The 19,239-nt window shown below is 38.4% G+C and carries 17 protein-coding genes; 16 read left to right on the forward strand and 1 reads right to left on the reverse strand.

Annotation, left to right across the window (positions count from 1 at the left end; all coding sequences use genetic code 11):
- The first annotated feature begins 11 nt into the window (after positions 1-11).
- From JFU24_RS22295 to JFU24_RS22330, 8 genes are all read left to right on the forward strand, one after another.
- The gene (locus JFU24_RS22295) at positions 12-1,349 is read left to right on the forward strand and encodes an MATE family efflux transporter (RefSeq protein WP_201250513.1); all 1,338 of its coding nucleotides are present in this window, start codon (positions 12-14) and stop codon (positions 1,347-1,349) included.
- A complete protein-coding gene (locus tag JFU24_RS22300; RefSeq protein WP_201223291.1) occupies positions 1,327-2,148 on the forward strand; it encodes a nicotianamine synthase family protein in 822 nt (273 codons plus the stop codon). Before JFU24_RS22295 ends, JFU24_RS22300 begins: the two co-directional genes overlap by 23 nt.
- Before the next feature lie 488 nt (positions 2,149-2,636).
- Positions 2,637-3,536: an ABC transporter ATP-binding protein gene (locus JFU24_RS22305; RefSeq protein ID WP_201186376.1), complete on the forward strand. Its 900-nt coding sequence runs from the start codon at positions 2,637-2,639 to the stop codon at positions 3,534-3,536.
- Entirely contained in the window at positions 3,529-4,779 is a 1,251-nt protein-coding gene (locus tag JFU24_RS22310) for an ABC transporter permease (RefSeq protein ID WP_201250514.1), read from the forward strand. The genes JFU24_RS22305 and JFU24_RS22310 overlap by 8 nt, the downstream gene beginning before the upstream one ends.
- A gap of 341 nt (positions 4,780-5,120) precedes the next feature.
- On the forward strand, positions 5,121-5,525 hold the full coding sequence (locus tag JFU24_RS22315; protein ID WP_201250515.1) for a DoxX family protein: 405 nt from the start codon (positions 5,121-5,123) through the stop codon (positions 5,523-5,525).
- 7 nt (positions 5,526-5,532) lie between these two features.
- Positions 5,533-6,378 carry a VOC family protein gene (locus JFU24_RS22320; RefSeq protein WP_116822248.1) on the forward strand — a complete coding sequence of 282 codons (846 nt, stop codon included), beginning with the start codon at positions 5,533-5,535 and terminating at the stop codon, positions 6,376-6,378.
- A 51-nt stretch (positions 6,379-6,429) separates the two neighbouring features.
- Positions 6,430-7,116 carry an FMN-dependent NADH-azoreductase gene (locus tag JFU24_RS22325; RefSeq protein ID WP_057214588.1) on the forward strand — a complete coding sequence of 229 codons (687 nt, stop codon included), beginning with the start codon at positions 6,430-6,432 and terminating at the stop codon, positions 7,114-7,116.
- Between the two features lie 444 nt (positions 7,117-7,560).
- A protein-coding gene (locus tag JFU24_RS22330; RefSeq protein WP_201250516.1) for an IS3 family transposase occupies positions 7,561-8,894 on the forward strand; the annotation gives its coding sequence in 2 pieces (ribosomal slippage) (positions 7,561-7,933 and positions 7,933-8,894; 1,335 coding nt in all).
- 72 nt (positions 8,895-8,966) lie between these two features.
- Here JFU24_RS22330 and JFU24_RS22335 read toward each other — a convergent pair.
- Entirely contained in the window at positions 8,967-10,382 is a 1,416-nt protein-coding gene (locus JFU24_RS22335) for a sigma-54 interaction domain-containing protein (RefSeq protein ID WP_201250517.1), read from the reverse strand.
- A 382-nt stretch (positions 10,383-10,764) separates the two neighbouring features.
- On the opposite strand from JFU24_RS22335, the gene pruA reads away from it, so the two are divergent.
- The 8 genes from pruA (at position 10,765) to JFU24_RS22375 (ending at position 19,200) form a co-directional block, all read left to right on the forward strand.
- Positions 10,765-12,312, forward strand: coding sequence for an L-glutamate gamma-semialdehyde dehydrogenase (pruA, locus tag JFU24_RS22340; RefSeq protein ID WP_201186371.1), 1,548 nt, complete (start codon positions 10,765-10,767; stop codon positions 12,310-12,312).
- 19 nt (positions 12,313-12,331) lie between these two features.
- The gene (locus JFU24_RS22345; RefSeq protein WP_083450848.1) at positions 12,332-13,525 is read left to right on the forward strand and encodes an ornithine--oxo-acid transaminase; all 1,194 of its coding nucleotides are present in this window, start codon (positions 12,332-12,334) and stop codon (positions 13,523-13,525) included.
- 22 nt (positions 13,526-13,547) lie between these two features.
- Positions 13,548-14,813, forward strand: a complete 1,266-nt coding sequence (locus tag JFU24_RS22350; RefSeq protein ID WP_207196172.1) for a Glu/Leu/Phe/Val family dehydrogenase — start codon at positions 13,548-13,550, stop codon at positions 14,811-14,813.
- A gap of 36 nt (positions 14,814-14,849) precedes the next feature.
- Complete coding sequence (locus JFU24_RS22355; RefSeq protein ID WP_056521602.1) at positions 14,850-15,104, forward strand: hypothetical protein; 255 nt, start codon at positions 14,850-14,852, stop codon at positions 15,102-15,104.
- 662 nt (positions 15,105-15,766) lie between these two features.
- A complete protein-coding gene (locus tag JFU24_RS22360) occupies positions 15,767-16,444 on the forward strand; it encodes a DUF975 family protein (protein WP_201186369.1) in 678 nt (225 codons plus the stop codon).
- 299 nt (positions 16,445-16,743) lie between these two features.
- A complete protein-coding gene (locus tag JFU24_RS22365) occupies positions 16,744-17,991 on the forward strand; it encodes a CynX/NimT family MFS transporter (protein WP_201250518.1) in 1,248 nt (415 codons plus the stop codon).
- A gap of 36 nt (positions 17,992-18,027) precedes the next feature.
- Positions 18,028-18,936, forward strand: a complete 909-nt coding sequence (locus tag JFU24_RS22370; protein ID WP_201188010.1) for a LysR family transcriptional regulator — start codon at positions 18,028-18,030, stop codon at positions 18,934-18,936.
- Between the two features lie 84 nt (positions 18,937-19,020).
- Positions 19,021-19,200, forward strand: coding sequence for a DUF4083 family protein (locus JFU24_RS22375; protein ID WP_313888853.1), 180 nt, complete (start codon positions 19,021-19,023; stop codon positions 19,198-19,200).
- Positions 19,201-19,239 lie beyond the last annotated feature (39 nt).

Raw genomic sequence — 19,239 nt, forward strand, 5'->3', positions numbered from 1 at the left:
GGGGAAATGCGGTGAATCACCGATCATATCTAGCCTTAGCCATTCCTCTGACCATTTCGACGATAACGACACCTCTAATAGGTGCGGTGGACACGGCAGTAGTGGGTCAGTTACCCAATCCGGCTTATTTGGGAGGTGTAGCTGTAGGTACGATTATTTTTAACACCATGTATTGGCTGTTCGGCTTTTTGCGAGTGAGTACATCTGGATTTGCTGCACAAGCACTTGGTGCAAAGAATGAACAGCAAGGAATGTTAGCCTTTATCAGGCCGTTATTAATAGCGATTGCTGTAGGAATAATTTTTATTTTGCTTCAAGGTCCGATAGAACATGTTTCATTAACCTTGATAAACCCGGACACTGACGTTCACTTATATGCCTCTGAATACTTCAGGATTCGAATCTGGGGAATTCCATTTACTTTAATGAATTACGTCATCTTAGGATGGCTAATGGGGATGTCCAAAATCAAGGTTTCGTTAGTGCTACAAGTGTTTATGAACCTCATGAACATTGTTCTTGATTTGTTGTTTGTCCATGTTTTCGCATGGGGTGTATCTGGAGTAGCTATAGCGACTCTTCTATCAGAGGTAACAGCCTTTTTCATTGGGCTATTTATTATTTGGAAAGCGACGCCCTATCGAATTAAAATGCCTCCCTTTAAAGAGATGATTGACCCTTTATCTTTTAAAAAAATGATGGCGGTGAATCGAGACTTATTTATCAGAACGCTCTGTTTGCTAACTGTTTTTAATATCTTTGCGGCAAAGGGCGCGTCATATGGAACGGAGATATTGGCAGCCAATGCCGTCCTTATTCAAATTCACTATATAATGGCTTATTTCTTTGATGGGTTCGCAAATGCCTCTAGCATTCTTGTTGGAAAAGCCATTGGTTCGAAGGATAAGCACTTGTATAAGAAGACCCTTATGTTGTCCTGGCAGTGGGGGGGCCTATCCTCTCTAATGATTGCTGCCAGTTACTTTCTATTTAGTGATTACATCATTTCACTATTTACACGCATACCTAGTGTCATTGATTTGGCAAATGATTATGGAATCTGGCTTATTTTGTTTCCTCTTTCGGCAAGTGTAGGCATCGTTTTCTATGGTGTTTTTACAGGGGCTACAGAAGCTGCGCCTATTCGGAACTCAATGATTTACTCCTTAATTGTTTTTTTAATAACCTTATATATCTTTGTGCCTTCGTTTCAAAACCATGCGTTATGGTTGGCCTTTACTGTATTTAGCTTAGGGCGTTCAGTATTTTTAGCACTGTATATACCACAGTTAAGTCATAAATTATTTCCTAAGAGGAGTGTTAGACATGAAGACAATCGAATTAGCTAGAAAACAAGAAAAAATCATTAATACATATACAGAAACATATAAAATCTTACTAGCAGAACAAGATTTAACACCAAATAATGAGATAATTAATCACGTTTTATCTGAACTAGTTGCCACTCTTTCTAAACCAATAGATCAATCCGTAGCAGAAGATATTCTTAACGATAAGGAGATTAAATCAATTAGGGGAACCATGCTTGAAAAGCTGACGATTGCAGAAACCTTAATGGAGGATTACTATGCCAAATTATTTATTGGCAAGGTGAATTCCTTAGATGACTTTCGTTCATTTATTTATTGGGATAACTACAAAGAACTGATCAAAACAGAAATACATGAACTGAAAAAAGTAAAAAATGATTTTCATTCGTTCGCATTTATAGGAGCGGGTCCTTTACCTTTAAGCCCTTTACTGCTTAAACAAGAATTGGGTTCAAAAATGACCTGTCTCGATATTGATAAGCAGGCTTATACATATGGCCAGGGTTTCATACAAGATTTAGATATTGATAGGAACTCAAGCTATATTTTAAAAGATGGTGCTCTACATGATTATAGTGGATATGATCTTATCTGGATTGCCAGCCTTGTTCCTAATAAAGAGGATATTTTAAAACAAATATTTGAGACGAATCCAAAGGCTATAGTGGCCATTCGATCGGTGGATGGCATACATCAATTATTATATGAACAAGTCGATGCAACAAAGTTTCACAAAGTGGCATGTGAAGAAGTCGGCAGAACTATTGCAGATTCTTTCATCATTAATTCAACAATATTATACACATACAAACAGTAAACCCATCAAACGAGTTGCTTCGGCAATTCGTTTTTTATATGAGTAAGTTATTAAACTAAAAGGTTCGGGAGGGAGCATTTACCCCCAGCAGGTGTGAACAGGCAATTAGAATAAGAATAAGGCACGCCTGCATGACTAGTTTATTTTGATTTGCGATATTTACAAGTAATACTTGAATTGAGAGTCTATTATATATCGATGTGAAAATCGCCTTTGCATTTCCATGAATTCATTATCATTGGCCTAATCTGTAGCAAGAAGAGGAAAGGAATTTTTTCTTAAGATTCATAGAAAAAAAAGGGAAGTGTCAAAAGGTTGTCTATGCGGCAGTCGTTTGGGGCTAAATATTGGAACTTTATTTATGGATATTTGCATATAATTACAAACGGTATGGTGGCGGAGAGATGTTCTTGCTCCTCAAGGGTGGTTGTAATTGGAAAAGTTTTCTATTAATATGGAATATGAATAATGTGATAGGAGGTTGTACATTGGCTTTACAAATCAAAGAAATCACAAAGAAATTTGGAGATTTCACAGCTGTTAATAATCTAAATTTCACTATCCCCGAGAAAGAAATGTTTGGTTTTTTAGGAGGGAATGGTGCAGGGAAAACAACCACGTTTCGTATGATACTTGGCTTGCTTGACCCAACCGAAGGAGAAATAGTTTGGGATGGTAAGAAAATCGATTATACGACCAGTTCATTAATTGGTTACCTTCCTGAGGAACGCGGACTATATCCAAAGCTGAAGGTACGTGATCAGATTGTATATTTAGCTAGATTAAGAGGCATGAGAAAAGGAGATGCATTGAAAGAGTTAGAATATTGGCTTGACCGTTTTATGGTGCCAGAGTACATCGATAAGCGTGTTGAAGAGCTTTCAAAGGGAAATCAGCAAAAAATTCAGTTGATCGCTTCCATGATTCATAAACCGGAATTGCTTATTCTTGACGAACCCTTTAGCGGACTAGATCCTGTTAATGTGGAAATGCTGAAGAAGGCGGTCATCGACTTGAGGGACAGCGGCACGACGATTGTTTTCTCAAGTCATCGTATGGAGCATGTTGAAGAGATGTGTGAGCATCTTTGCATTATGCATAAAGGATCCCCCGTAGTGGCTGGGAAATTGAAAGAAATTAAGCGTTCTTTTGGCAAAAAGAATGTGTCAATTAAAGCTGATTTTGATTTATCTTTCTTGGATACTTATCCTGGTGTAACAAAAGTTAAGAACACGATGGAAGGGAAAATTCTTCAAGTCACTGGTGAAGATGTAGCTGAGAGCATGATTCGTGATCTTGTTCCAAAAGGGTTCGTTCGAAAATTTGAATTGGAAGAACCATCGCTGACGGATATTTTCATTGAAAAAGTAGGTGCAGTCTATGAATAAATTTTGGATTGTTCTTTCCCATACATATCTATCAAAATTAAAAACGAAATCCTTTATCATTTCTACAGTCATTATGATGGCATTGATTCTTGTTCTTACAAATATTTCGAAGCTTATTGATACATTCGATAGTGAGGATCAGGAAAAGGTTGCCGTTATCGATCTGACTGAAGATAGCTTATTTGATTCTTATAAGACTGCGGTAGCAGGTGTGAACGATGAGCTCTCGATAATATCCGCCCAAGATGAAAAGGAAGCGGATGAAATGGTTAACGCAGAAGAAATCGTTGGGTATCTTTTGATCGAAAAGGATGACAGACTAGGTTTTAAGGGAACGTATAAAGCGAATCAAATTTCAGATTCAATGGTAAGTAATGATTTGCTTCTCGCACTTACCCAATTGAAAAGCCAAATCACAGCGAATGAATTGAAATTGACAGAGCAGCAAATCACTAAATTGAAGACGCCACCAGCCTTTGAAACGATTGCACTTCAGGAGAATGCAAAAACAGAAGAAGACCTCAATCAAGCCCGTGGTCTCGTGTATGTGCTTTTATTCGTCATTTACTTCGGTGTGTTGATGTATGCAACGATGATTGCAATGGAAGTAGCCACTGAAAAAACATCAAGGGTCATGGAAATCCTGATTTCAAGTGTCCCGCCAGTCACGCAGATGTTTGCCAAAATAATGGGGGTAGCTTTGCTTAGTCTTACACAAATGATTTTATTTTTTGGATTGGGTTATTTATCAATTAAGCAAAACTTGACAGGTATGAATGAAGGATTTTTCGCATTTTTTGGTTTCGGCAGCATCAATATCTCAACGATCATTTATGCGATCATCTTCGCATTGCTTGGTTATCTTCTGTACGCGACACTTGCGGCTTGTCTTGGGTCAGTTGTCAGCAAAATTGAAGATGTCCAGCAAATGATTTCACCGATGACCATGCTTGTTGTCATTGCCTTTATGATTGCGATGTTTGGACTAGGGAATCCTTCAGCTAGTTATATCACCATTACATCATTCATTCCATTTTTCACTCCAATGATTATGTTTTTGCGCGTAGGAATGCTTGATGTCCCTTTCTGGGAAATCGCAATAAGCATTGCTGTATTGATTTTAACAATTATTTTACTTGGTATTATCGGAGCGAAAATCTATCGTGGTGGAGTCCTGATGTATGGAAGCTCAAAATCACTAAAAAGCATCAAAAATGCATTACAATTATCAAAGAAAAATTAACCTTAAAACCTGAATCCCTCACTTTTTTTTGAGGTATTCAGGTTTTTTTATTTTTTTCATGATTTATGAGTTCAGCTCCTAAAAACCCTTATGACTTTTTCTAAGGAATAAGTTTATTTACTTCTACTATTCCTTCCTTCATATGTACTGACACTTATTATCTCCAATAAGATCCCAACTAATTCAGCTGTTCTAGACAAGATAGTCCTTCGAAATATTGAAAGATACATAGGGGGATTTGTTAAGTTTAATGTAAGTCTATAAAACTTACTTGACAATATAAGCTTATGAAAATATAATTACTTACATAAAGTAACCAACAAAAAAGGAGAATAAATAACATGAATAGAAATGAAGCTGGTCAAGTTTTTTTACGGATAATTTTAGGTCTTACTTTTTTCATTCACGGAGTTTCAAAGTTTCAAGGTGGAATAGGTAACACGGCAGGCTTCTTTGATAGCCTCGGAATTCCTGGGTTCATGGCTTATGTGGTAGCATTTATCGAATTAGTCGGAGGTCTTGCAGTAATAGTTGGCTTTGGAACACGAGTCGTTTCTATCTTGTTTGTCGTTATTATGCTGGGTGCCATTTTCACGGCTAAATTACCTGCTGGATTTCTTGGCAATGGACAAATGGCAGGATACGAGCTGGACTTAGCACTGCTTGCTATGTCCGTTTATCTTGCATGTGCAAATCGCTCGCTTTTTTCTTTAGATAAAAAACTCTTAAATAAAGAAGGGAAGTAACAATATGATGGGGGAATTTCATCAAAAGCCCGTTACGTTTGTTAGGGAAGTTAGTATTAATGTCATGCATCTGGATAATGCCATCAGGTTTTATCAAGATATCATAGGTCTCCAATTATTGAAAAAAACGGATCGCAAAGCTGTTTTAACAACAGATGGTAAAACCCCGTTGCTTACGCTTGAGCAGCCCGCTGATGTAATTCCAAAAGAAGGAAGAACAACAGGCTTATATCACTTTGCTCTTTTGCTACCAACCCGTGCTGACTTGTCGATCTTTTTACGCCATTTACTTCAAACAGAATACCGGTTTGGAGCTTCGGATCATGATGTAAGTGAAGCGCTGTACATTACTGATCCGGATGGAAATGGCATTGAAGTCTACTGGGACCGTCCATCTTCTGACTGGAAATGGTCAAATGGAGAAGTTGCGATGGGAACGGACCCGTTAGATGGAAACAGCCTCCTGGCAGAAAGTGACGCCGAGTGGAACGGACTGCCTGCTGGTACGTTAATGGGACACATTCATTTACATGTAGCGGATCTACGAAAAACAGAAGAGTTTTACATGTTGGGTCTTGGGTTTACTATTGTGAATCGATTCGGAGGGGCTCTCTTTACTTCAACCGGCGGATATCATCATCATATCGGATTAAACACATGGAATGGCGTTGGCGCTCCTGCTCCAAAGAAAAACAGTGTAGGGCTCAACTGGTATTCACTTGTTTTTGCAGATGAAGAAGCGAGAAACAAAGTGATTGAAAAACTAAACAAAATTGGTGCTGAAGCTACAAAAGAAGACGGTTTTTATGTCATCACAGATCCGTCAGGAAATGAGATTCATTTAGTTATCTAAAGCCTTTAGGGTTGGAACTATAGTATATTCAGAAAGCATTGGTGAGAAAAAATGGGATTTTTCAGTAAGTTATTTGGAAATAAAGATACAAGTGCAGAGGAGAATAAAAAAATGACAAAAGTATTATTTATCAAAGCAAACGATCGTCCAGCAGACCAGGCAATAAGCTCAAAAATGTATGATACATTTGTAAAAACTTATAAAGAAGCGAATGGTACGGATGAAGTGATTGAGTTAGATTTATTTAAAGAAGAGCTACCGTACTATGGTAATACAGCGATAACTGGGATGTATAAACGAAACCAAGGTTTTGAACTGACACCTGAAGAAGAAAAAGCAGCTAGTTTAGTTGATCAATATTTAAATCAATTCCTTGCTGTGGATAAAGTAGTATTTGCTTTCCCTTTATGGAATTCAACGGTACCTGCTCCGCTAATCACGTACCTTTCTTATTTGGCTCAAGCTGGTAAAATGTTTAATTATACAGCGGAAGGTCCTGTTGGATATGCTGGTGATAAAAAAGTCATGCTTTTAAACGCTCGTGGCTCAGATTATTCCTTAGAAGGAATGGCTTCTGCTGAAATGGCTGTAAACTTAGTAAAAACCATCATTAGCCTATGGGGCATCAAAAATCCAGAAGAAGTGGTTATTGAAGGACATAATCAGTATCCTGATCGCACGCAAAAAATCATTGCGGATGGTTTGGAAAACGTTGCAAAAGCAGCTGAAACATTCTGATTGTGAAGTGAAAAGAATAGCAGGCAATGGAAGGTCCTCACTATCAATCGGGGCCTTCAGACTGTAGACAAATTCGTAGAAAGCGAGTTTGCCTGCAGTTTTTTTATTGAAAAACGTTTCAGTTGATTTCAGAAATCCGCACCCTTTCCGCCGACTGTCTGCCAAGCCTCCTCGCCGCAAGCGTCTGGGGGTCTCGGCTAGCCAGTTATTCGGCAGGAGTGCCGCAAATTTCTTCCATCCATTGAGGATTCCATAAAGCAGAATTAAACCATTTTTTAAAATCACGGTTCGGGATGTGACTATTCCAAACTCCCTTTTGTCGATAAACAAAAGGCCCTCCATATCTGAACTATACCCCGGATAACGGACACACATAAAAAAGTGTCCCTTATCCGGGGTTTTTTATGTTTCAATAGGTGTAATGAGTATGGACGGAGGGTTTCTATGAGTAAGAATATATATACTGAATTTCAGATTAAAGAACTTGAAAAGAATCCAAATATCATAAGTGCTTCAGAGCGTTCTATTTCCTATAATCCTGAATTTAAAACAAAAGCTGTTAAGGAATATAAAAAGGGGAAATCCCCCTCTCAAATTTTCATAGAACATGGATTTAATCTCGAAATAATTGGTAAGGAAAAACCTAAGCGTTGTCTACAGCGCTGGCGTGATACCTTTGAAAGGTTTGGTGAGGAAGGCTTCCTTACGGAACGCCGTGGAAAAGGAAGTACAGGACGCCCCACTTCCAAGCCACAGTCTGTAGAGGATCAACTTAGGAAGGCCGAGGCGAGAATCAAATTCCTTGAAGCAGAAAATGACTTCCTAAAAAAGCTGGAAGAGCTAGAAAGGCAGGCTCTGAAAAAGAAATGATTCTAACTGCTGTTGAGAAGTTCTATCTGATTGAAAGGACGATCAGAATACACCAATTAAAAAAGGCTGTTTCTTATCTATGCAAATTGGCTGGTGTAAGTCGAAGTGGCTACTATGATTGGTTAAAGGCAGCTCCTTACCGTGAGCTTCGTGAAGAACAGGATGAATTGGACATAGAATTAATCAGAAATATTTTCATCAGTAAAAAGGAAAAAGTAGGCGCCCTCCAAATCAAAATGATTATGGAGAATGACTACTCGGCCGTAATGAATCATAAGAAAATCAGACGGTTGATGACAAAATATAATCTCCTAGCGAAAATCAGAAGGGCCAACCCGTATCGGAAGATGGCCAAGGCAACCAAGGAGCACCTTACTTGTCCAAACCTCCTTAATCGTGAATTCAATCAGGAGGTGCCAGGGAAGGTCCTGCTTACTGACATTACCTATCTTTATTATGGGAAAGGCCAAAAAGCGTATTTATCCTGCGTAAAAGATGCCGCAACAAAAGAAATCGTTACGTACCATTTATCTACTTCATTAGAAATGGATATCGTTTACGAGACATTAAATAAGCTAAAGCAGGCTGTGTGTCACGAGTTCCATCCGAGTGCAATCCTTCATTCTGACCAGGGGTTCCATTTCACCCATCCGCTATTTCAACGCAAAGTGAAAGAACTTGGGATAACCCAATCCATGTCCCGCAAGGGAAACTGTTGGGATAATGCGCCAATGGAAAGTTTCTTTGGCCACTTTAAGGATTTGGCAGAATATAAAACATGTACTAATTTAACGGATGTGAAGGAAGAAATTGATCGAGTTATTGAAGAATATAATGAACATCGTTATCAATGGGGGCTAAAGAAAATGGCCCCGGTACAATACCGGGACCACTTATTAGCCGCTTAGGCACTTTTTTATACTGTCCCTAAAATGGGGCACAGTTCAATCAATGGGGGCCTTCTTTGTGCGGGAATGATGTTATTTAACCTGATGCTTTTTCAAGCGGTATTGAAGACTTTGGCGACTTATATTCAAGGCTTTAGCTGCTTGAGAGATATTCATGCCATGCTCTTTTAATATCTTCTCTAAATAAATCTTTTCTGTATTAGCAATATAATCATCAAGAGATAGGATTGTGTCTTGTAATTCTTCATTTTGAATAAGGTCATTTTTTATATCCAGCTGAGTTTCTTCCATATGAGCTTTCTTTTTAAATAAAGTTGGAAGATGCGGGATCTCAATTTTTGTATCCCCGGGTTCTAGTAAATTCATAGCCCCTTCAATAATATGCTCAAGTTCTCTTACATTTCCTGGCCATTCGTAATCATAAAAAAGAGAGTAGACCTCATCGCTGATTCCTTCAATATCCAATTCAAACAACGCATTGAACTTTTCAATAAAGGATTGAGCCAGCAATGGTATATCTTCTTTCCGCTCACGAAGTGGAGGGATAAATAAGGATACAACGCTTAATCGATAATATAAATCCTTTCGTAAATGATCATTTGAAATCGCATCTATTGGATCTTCATTTATCGTTGCAATGACTCGAACATCAATTTTTTTGTCTTTTGTATCTCCTACTCGGCGAATCGTTCTTTCTTGAAGGGCCCGTAATAATTTTGCTTGCAAATTCGGGTTTAAAGAATTGATTTCATCAAGAAGGATGGTTCCGCCTTGAGCTTGTTCAAATAACCCAGGCCTTTCAATGGATCCTGTGAAAGCCCCTTTCTTCGTTCCAAAGAGAATTCCCTCAATTAAACTATCTGGCAGTGCAGCACAGTTTTGACTAATAAAAGGATGTGTCGAACGGTTACTTCCATTATGGATACTTTGGGCAAAGAGTTCTTTTCCGGTACCTGTTTCCCCGACTATCAAGATGGAGGATGTGGTTCTTGTGGAGCGCTTGCTCTTTTCAATGACGTCTAAGAAATTCTCACTAGTTCCAATGATGCTGTCAAACGTATATTTGGTATCGCCCTTATTTAAAATATTGTCTTTAATAATTCTTTCAAGATTTGTTATATCCTTTGCTACTTCAATAGCACCGATAATATTTTGCTTCTGATCTAAAATTGGAAACGTATTATTGATTGTTGTAATTTCCTGTCCGAGATTATTAAAGTAGGTCTGTTTTGAGTTTTCAGTTGCTTTTCCGGAATGAAGAGCCCGTATTAGCGTACTCTCAGTTTCCTCTTGGAACTTAAAAATATCAGGGATCTTTTTCCCTAATACATCTTCTGAATCCATTCCTTCAATTTCAGCCATTTTCTTGTTATAAACAATGGTTAGACCTTCTGTATCTATTATATGTATCCCGATATCAATTACATCTACGAGTGAATACAGGATAGATTGAAAACCTTCTATTTTTATGATCTGATCTAAATTCATTAATGCCTCCTACTTTTATTCATTTCTTAGAGATTATTGTAGAGGATTTGCAGAAAAGGCGCAATAAAAATTTGCACAGCAAGATTATTTTGCATTAAAGTGCAAATTTTTTTTGCACAAAAGATAAAAATTCCTTGTTTTTCGTGAAAAAACAAGTTGGCGCAAATCTTGCATTAATAAAAACTATAGTGTTCAAGGCACAAATATAAGAATTAAAGCAAAAAATAATGGCACACTATGCTATTTTTCACCAAAAGTGCTGAATTTCTTTGCATTTCCTTTAGAAAAATCTATATTTTTCAAAAAAGTTGAAAAGTTGGCACGGAACTTGCTAGTTATAAAGGGAGAAGCAAAAACATAAATCTTAGGGAGATGAGACATAATGGTCCAACCATACAAACACGAACCATTTACTGATTTTAATAATGAGGCAAACAATAAAGCATTTCAGGTAGCTTTGAATGATGTAGCTAAAGAATTAGGAAATAAATATCCATTAGTTATTAACGGTGAAAAAATCTTTACAGATGAAGTCATTACCTCTGTAAACCCAGCAGACAAAAAAGAAGTAATCGGGATTGTATCAAAAGCAAACAAAGACCTTGCAGAGCAAGCAATGCAAGCGGCAGATAAGACATTCCAAACTTGGAGAAAAACAAAAGCAGAAATGCGTGCAAATATTTTATTCAGAGCAGCAGCCATTGTTCGGAGAAGAAAACACTACTTCTCAGCTCTATTGGTTAAAGAGGCAGGGAAGCCCTGGAATGAAGCGGATGCTGATACAGCGGAAGCAATCGACTTTATGGAATACTACGCACGTCAAATGTTGAAGCTTAAAGACGGTATGCCAGTGGAAAGCCGCCCAATTGAACTAAATACATTTAGTTATGTGCCACTTGGTGTAGGTGTCATTATCTCACCTTGGAATTTCCCTTTTGCGATTATGGCAGGCATGACGACAGCAGCTCTTGTTTCAGGAAATACCGTTTTATTGAAACCAGCAAGTACAACACCGGTCATTGCGGCTAAATTTATCGAAGTATTGGAAGAAGCCGGCTTACCTGCAGGAGTTGTGAACTTCATTCCAGGAAGCGGTGCTGAAGTAGGCGATTATTTAGTGGATCATCCTCGTACGCGGTTCATCAGCTTTACTGGATCTCGTGATGTTGGAATTCGTATTTATGAGCGTGCGTCAAAAGTTCACGAAGGTCAAATTTGGTTGAAACGTGTCATCGCTGAAATGGGCGGTAAAGATACGATCGTTGTTGATAAAGAGGCGGATTTGGAACTTGCAGCACAATCCATCGTTGCTTCTGCATTCGGATTCTCAGGTCAAAAATGTTCTGCATGTTCACGTACAGTCATTGTGGAAGATGTGTATGATCAAGTATTAAATCGTGTTATTGAATTAACAAAAGAAAAAACAGTTGGAGAACCAACAGATGTAAATAACTTTATGGGTCCAGTTATCGATCAAGCTGCTTACGACAAAGTCATGAGCTACGTAGAGATCGGTAAAACAGAAGGGAAGTTAGTTGCAGGAGGAGAAGGAGACAATTCAAAAGGTTTCTTTATCCAACCAACAATTATTGCAGATGTGGATGAAAATGCTCGTGTCATGAAGGAAGAAATTTTTGGACCAGTAGTAGCGTTCTGTAAAGCAAAAGATTTCAATCATGCGATTGAGATTGCTAATAACACAGATTATGGGTTAACAGGTGCAGTTATCACAACTAACAGTGAACATATCGAGCAAGCACGTGAGGATTTCCATGTTGGGAACTTGTATTTCAATCGTGGCTGTACAGGAGCTATCGTTGGATACCAACCATTTGGCGGATTCAATATGTCAGGTACAGATTCAAAAGCAGGTGGACCAGATTATTTAGTTCTTCATCTACAAGGAAAAACAACAGCAGAAACGTTATAAATCATAGGGGGGAATCAACATGACAACAGTAACAGAAAAATTAATTGAACAAACAGAGCAATATGGTGCAAACAATTACAATCCACTTCCAATTGTCATTTCAAAGGCAGAAGGAGTTTGGGTGGAAGATCCTGAAGGAAACAAATATATGGATATGCTAAGTGCCTATTCTGCAGTGAATCAAGGCCACAGACATCCAAAAATTATCGATGAACTAAAAAAACAAGCAGATCGTGTAACGTTAACTTCTCGTGCATTTCATAGTGATAAATTAGGCCCTTGGTATGAAAAGGTTGCTCGTCTTACACAAAAAGATATGGCGCTGCCTATGAATACTGGTGCTGAAGCAGTTGAAACAGCTATCAAGGCTGTTAGACGCTGGGGCTACGACGTGAAAGGAATCGCTGAAAATCAAGCGGAGATTATTGCTTGTATAGGCAATTTCCATGGCCGTACAATGGCAGCCGTATCATTGTCTTCAGATGAAGAATACAGAAGAGGCTTTGGACCAATGCTACCAGGAGTCAAGCTTATTCCTTATGGAGATCTTGCAGCATTGAAAGAAGCGATTACTCCTCAAACAGCTGGATTTTTAATTGAACCGATCCAAGGTGAAGCGGGAATTATCATTCCTCCACAAGGATTCTTAAAAGAAGCTTACGAACTATGTAAAGAAAATAATGTACTATTCGTTTCGGATGAAATTCAATCAGGACTTGGCCGTTCAGGAAAAATGTTTGCCTCCGATTGGGATGAAGTGATTCCTGATATGTATATTTTAGGAAAAGCACTTGGTGGCGGAGTATTTCCAATCTCATGTGTCGCAGCAAACCGTGAAATTCTTGGCGTATTTAATCCTGGTTCACATGGTTCTACATTCGGTGGTAATCCATTAGCATGTGCAGTTTCTATCGCTTCATTAGAAGTTCTTGAAGATGAAAAACTGGCAGAACGTTCATTAGAGCTAGGGAAATATTTCATGGATAGTTTAAAAGAAATCAATAATCCTATGATTAAAGATATTCGTGGAAGAGGCTTATTTATTGGATTGGAATTAACTGAAGCGGCAAGACCTTATTGTGAAAAACTAAAAGAAGAAAAATTACTGTGTAAAGAAACACATGATACAGTTATCCGCTTTGCTCCGCCGCTAGTGATCACTAAAGAAGAGCTAGATTGGGCAATTGAACGTATTAAAAGAGTTTTATCCTAATATCCCTATGAGGTGAATTCCATTGAGTACAACGATCAAAGAAGAAAAAGAAACTGCCAGCTTGCTTGAATCCACACAGGTCGTAATCAAGGAGGCGCTGGGTAAGCTTGGTTATTCGGAAGAAGTGTTTGAGCTTTTAAAGGAGCCTCTTCGTATGCTGACCGTCCGAATTCCAATTAAGATGGATGACAATTCAACAAAGATATTCACTGGATACCGTGCCCAGCACAACGATGCTGTTGGTCCTACAAAAGGTGGAATCCGTTTTCATCCTGAAGTTGATGAGGAAGAAGTAAAGGCACTTTCGATGTGGATGAGTTTAAAATGCGGGATTGTGAATCTGCCATACGGCGGAGGAAAAGGTGGCATTATCTGTGACCCGCGCCAAATGTCTATGGGTGAATTAGAAAGGCTTAGCCGCGGGTATGTTCGAGCGATTAGCCAAATAGTGGGGCCGACTAAAGATATTCCGGCCCCGGATGTTTATACAAATTCTCAAATCATGGCATGGATGATGGATGAATACAGTAGAATAAGAGAACACGATTCTCCTGGATTCATTACAGGTAAACCACTAGTGCTGGGCGGTTCACACGGTAGGGAAAAGGCAACTGCACAAGGTGTCACGATTTGTATCGAGGAAGCAGCAAAGCGTAAGGGCATAGAACTGAAAGGTGCACGCATTATTGTCCAAGGATTTGGGAATGCGGGAAGCTTTTTAGCAAAATTCATGCATGATGCAGGTGCGAAAGTGATTGGTATTTCTGACGCATATGGTGCCATATATAACCCAGATGGCCTCGATATCGATTACTTACTTGATAAAAGGGATAGCTTTGGAACGGTAACAACATTATTCGAAAATAAAATTACCAATCAAGAGCTTCTAGAACAAGATTGTGATATTTTAGTGCCAGCTGCTATTTCTAATCAAATCACGAATGAAAATGCACATCTTATAAAAGCGCAAATTGTCGTAGAGGCAGCGAATGGTCCAACCACTTTGGAGGCCACTAAAATCTTAACAGAACGCAATGTGCTTCTTGTACCTGATGTATTAGCAAGTTCAGGCGGTGTAACTGTTTCTTACTTTGAATGGGTTCAAAATAATCAGGGTTACTACTGGGAAGATGAAGAAGTTCAAAAAAAATTAAAAGAGTTATTGGTCAACTCATTTAATCAAATATATGATATGGCTGAGACAAGAAAAGTGAATATGAGATTAGCTGCATATATGGTGGGTGTCAGAAAAATGGCAGAAGCCTCGATATTCCGGGGTTGGGTATAAGCTGAATATTATGATAGATAGTGGAGGGGTGATTCCTTGTTAAAACCGATTTACACAATTGAGTGTGCTCAGAATGGGACCATCGAACAAGTTTATGTTCAAAAGAATTCCTATGTTTATGAATGGGAAAGGCTCTTTTTAGTGAAAACAGAAGATGGGAAATTGATTGATGTTTCAATAGGTGCCAGTGGTCACATTACTGAAATTAATGTCACGGCAGGGGATCCTATTAATAGAAAGCTTCCTTTAGCTTTGCTCCAAGACGATTTTGTTATAACAGGCTCTGATTAATTATAGAAAAGAGAGTGTTCCAAAGGTGTAGGCAATTCGACTTTTGGGATGCTCTTTTTTGTTGTTGTTCAAACAGATATCATAGTTAAATATAGAGAATTCCTAAAGCACTGAGGATTCCTTGCATTATAAATAAAAACACCTTTGCTGCATGTACTTTTCTTCATTGTACATTCAACGAAGGTGTTTTTCATTTGAAAGGAATCCGACTTAGTTTATAGCACGTTTATCCGCGGAGTTCACATTATGTGAGCAATTGTTCTATTAAACACCATATGGCTTGCTGAAGTTCGAGGCTTTCGTTGTGCCTGAAGTAATAGATGGAATATTGTTATATTCCCTTTCATAAACATAAAAGACAAGGCAGGAAATTTTAAAAAGATTTGTACTATACTTTTTGAGTGCAATTTGGGAGGTGATAAAGGATTATTCGAAACAGATTCTCTCTCTCTTTTTTCTAGAAAAGTCGGGTTATTATCGTAGGGATATTTTTCTGAGAGAAGTTTATAGGAATTTAAGCCTATAGTTAGAAATATTATGTTAGAAAACAACAGGAGATTTAAACATCAAATAAATAGTAGTTTTTCTGAATTTACCCATACTTGCTAAGTGAGTGTATTTTCAGATTTCTTCTATTTAAAAAAGGAGAGGTTAATTAACGTATGAGAATCTCAGAATTAAAAAGAGAAGCCCTACTTTCTTTGAAAGGTAAATGGGGAGTAGCCGTTTCACTTATGTTGCTCTTGTTCTTGATCAATGTCATTTTACCTATAATTGTTGAAGTGATCGGAAGCGGTGGGTTTACACAGTGGTTCGCGCAAGAAGAAACACCGGTATGGTCGGATATCTTCGGAACCGTACTATCTATAGCCTTAATCCCGCTGACTATAGCAACAACTTGGTTTTACCTGAATATAGTCAGGAAAGGAAACCCTGATATTCCAGAGGTATTCGCTATCTATAAAGAAGGAAAAACCTCTTTTAAGATTATCGGTGCATCAATTTTACAAGGTATTTTCATATTTTTATGGTCATTATTATTTATTATTCCAGGAATCATCAAAAGTCTGTCATATTCCCAACTATTTTTCTTATTAAAAGATCACCCTCAATTAACAGTGCTTGAAGCATTTTCAGAAAGTAAGAAACGAATGAAAGGGTTGAAATGGAAGTATTTTCTAATGCACTTAAGCTTCATAGGATGGGGAATACTATGTATATTCACCTTAGGGATTGGACTTTTATGGTTGGCCCCTTATGCGGGAACAACAATGGCAGCATTCTATAATGAATTAATTGTACCTCAAGATGATTCTGACAACGATCAAATAGAAGCATAAACGCTTGGCCGATAGCAAAATTGCTATCGGTTTTTTTATTGTTAGTATCTCGTATTAGTCAAATATGAGAATGACAGTATTGTAGACTATTGCTTTGTTTTGATAAAGGATGGAACGAATCCAAGGGAGGACTTTGGCTTTTACTCATAACCTGCCGCATATCTTATTTTATGGTCATTCATAACCATTTGGTTATGAAGTGATGATTGAATTTCTATTATTTTCCTCACGAGAGCGGGAGTATAATGAGATTGAATCGAAAAATAATGGCTCTATGCGCTCAGGAGAGAAACGGAAAAATGAGAAAAACCATAGGAATCAAAGACAATAAAGCAAAGATCAGCATCATTTGGGTAATCGGAATTCTGTTCATAGCGGCCAATCTTCGTGCACCTATTACGTCAATAGGTCCATTAATTAGCCTGATTCGTGATGATACAGGAATCAATAATGCAGTCGCAGGGATGGTGACGACGATTCCGCTGATAGCCTTTACCTTGGTTTCCCCTGCGGCCCCATTGATTGCAAAGCGAATTGGAATGGAATGGACTTTACTATACTCATTACTGCTACTCATAGTGGGATTATTCCTTCGATCGATTTCATCAGTTACGGCTTTAATGACCGGAATGGCTTTTATGGGAATTGCCATTGCAGTTGGGAATGTTCTACTTCCAGGTATCATCAAACAGAAACATCCAGAGAAAGCAGGCATCTTGACTGGTGCCTATATAGCGAGCATGAACCTTTCATCAGCCATCGGTTTTGGAATCAGTATTCCATTAGCCAAAGAAGCAGGCTTAGGATGGCAAGGGTCTTTATTATGTTGGGCAATTCTGGCTATTGCCACATTGATTCTTTGGTTGCCCCAAGTGAAGGGCAAGCGGGGAGAAAGAATGAATCGCGCTTCAAAATCAACAACATCGATTTTTTCTTTTGAAATGTGGAAATCGCCGACAGCTTGGAGCATCACACTCTTCATGGGCTTACAATCATTACCGTTTTATATTTTGTCAGCATGGCTTCCTGATATGTTGATGGCTCAAGGCATGGATCAGGCTAAAAGCGGCTGGATGCTAAGTATTAATCAATTCACTTCGCTGCCGGCGACCATCATTACCCCGATTGTCGCGATGCGTATCTCAAACAGGAGTATTCTTGGAATCATATCAGGGATATTAATGACCATCGGTATGGTGGGTGTGGGTTTCGGTCAGCTTTCGCTGATACCAATTTGTATGGTTTTGATAGGTTTAGGGAACGGTATGGCCATCAGCTTTGCCATGATCACATTCGGATTACGTACGGAAAGTGCACAACAAGCAGCTGATCTTTCAGGAATGGCACAATCTATTGGATACTTACTTGCTGCGATCGGACCAATCTTGATTGGCTTGATTCATGATCTTACTCATAGTTGGGCATTACCAAAACTGATCCTGATTTTCATTACTGTATTATTGATTATATCCGGTGCCTTTGTTGGTCAAAGGAAACCTGTTTTGAAGAAAATCCAAAAAAGTGATGAAAAGTCTTATAGTATATAATGGGTTTTTTAAATACGTAGAAAGAGGGCGTCCCCGATCGATCTTTTACAAATGAGATACTTTCAAATCGTTGCAAAACATCAACATTTAACAAAAGCAGCGGAAGCATTGAACATCACTCAGCCAGCCCTTAGTAAAATGATTGGTAAATTGGAAAATAGTCTTGGTTATGAATTATTTGATCGAAGAGGCAGGCAAATCCAATTAAATAAACTCGGTGAATCCTATTTGCGAACTGTCGAACAGGTCTTTTTACAATTAAAAGAAGGGGAAAAGGAATTAGCCTACCTGGCAGATAAGCAGGATAAATTAATCTCCATAGCTGTTACCATTCCGAGTATTCTGCCAGAGTTATTAGGCGGTTTTCTAAAGAAACATCCCAATGCCCGATTTAGACAACATCAGGCTTCCTTCGAACGAATCAAAAAACAGATTGAAATAGGGGAAATAGACGTCGGTATCTCAACAGTACCTGTGATAGGGGAACATATTGAGTGGGTTCCCATCCTAGAAGAAGAAATACTTCTAGCCGTGCCCCTTTCCCACCCTTTGGCCAATAGAAAGAGCATCTATCTAAAAGAAGTGGAGAATGCTCCTTTCATCGTTATGCCATTAGGTTATGATTTTCGCGATATGACGGAACGCTTTTGCAGAGAAGCAGGTTTCTATCCTGATTTTGCTTTTGAAGGAGACGAAACGGGAATCACTCATGAGCTCGTAGAAAAAGGCCTCGGCGTTGCCTTATTTCCATCATTGCTATCAAATGAAAGATTACATGATTTACAAACGGCAAAATTGAAGATCATTGAGCCTCCCTGCTCCAGAACAGTTGGGTTGGTTTGGCATAAAAGCCGGCCATGTAATGATATTGTAAAGAGCTTCATTCAATATACGATGGAGTTTTTGGAACATAAAAAAGATCAGGAAAGAAAAAATGGATTTTAATTCTTAATTCCCCTTTAAAGGTTAAATTGTTAATTTTAAGGTGTATAATAGAAAACTTAGAATGCTATTTAGGGGGATTACATAGTGAGTAGTTTTAATATGGCGGATATGATATACCAATTGTTTTGCTTTGTATTTCTAATCCTGATCATAGTAGGTATCGTATCGCTTTTCCGTTCCGTCAAGCAACGCAAAACTAGACTGGATATCATGGAAAAGAAAATGGATGATTTATATGAACTAATTAAAAAGGACAGCGATTGACGGCTACATTCTGTGGCCGTTTTTTCTATGCAAAAGAGT

It is taken from the genome of Peribacillus sp. TH27, assembly GCF_016650915.1.
In the GTDB taxonomy this organism is placed as follows: Bacteria; Bacillota; Bacilli; order Bacillales; family DSM-1321; genus Peribacillus; species Peribacillus butanolivorans.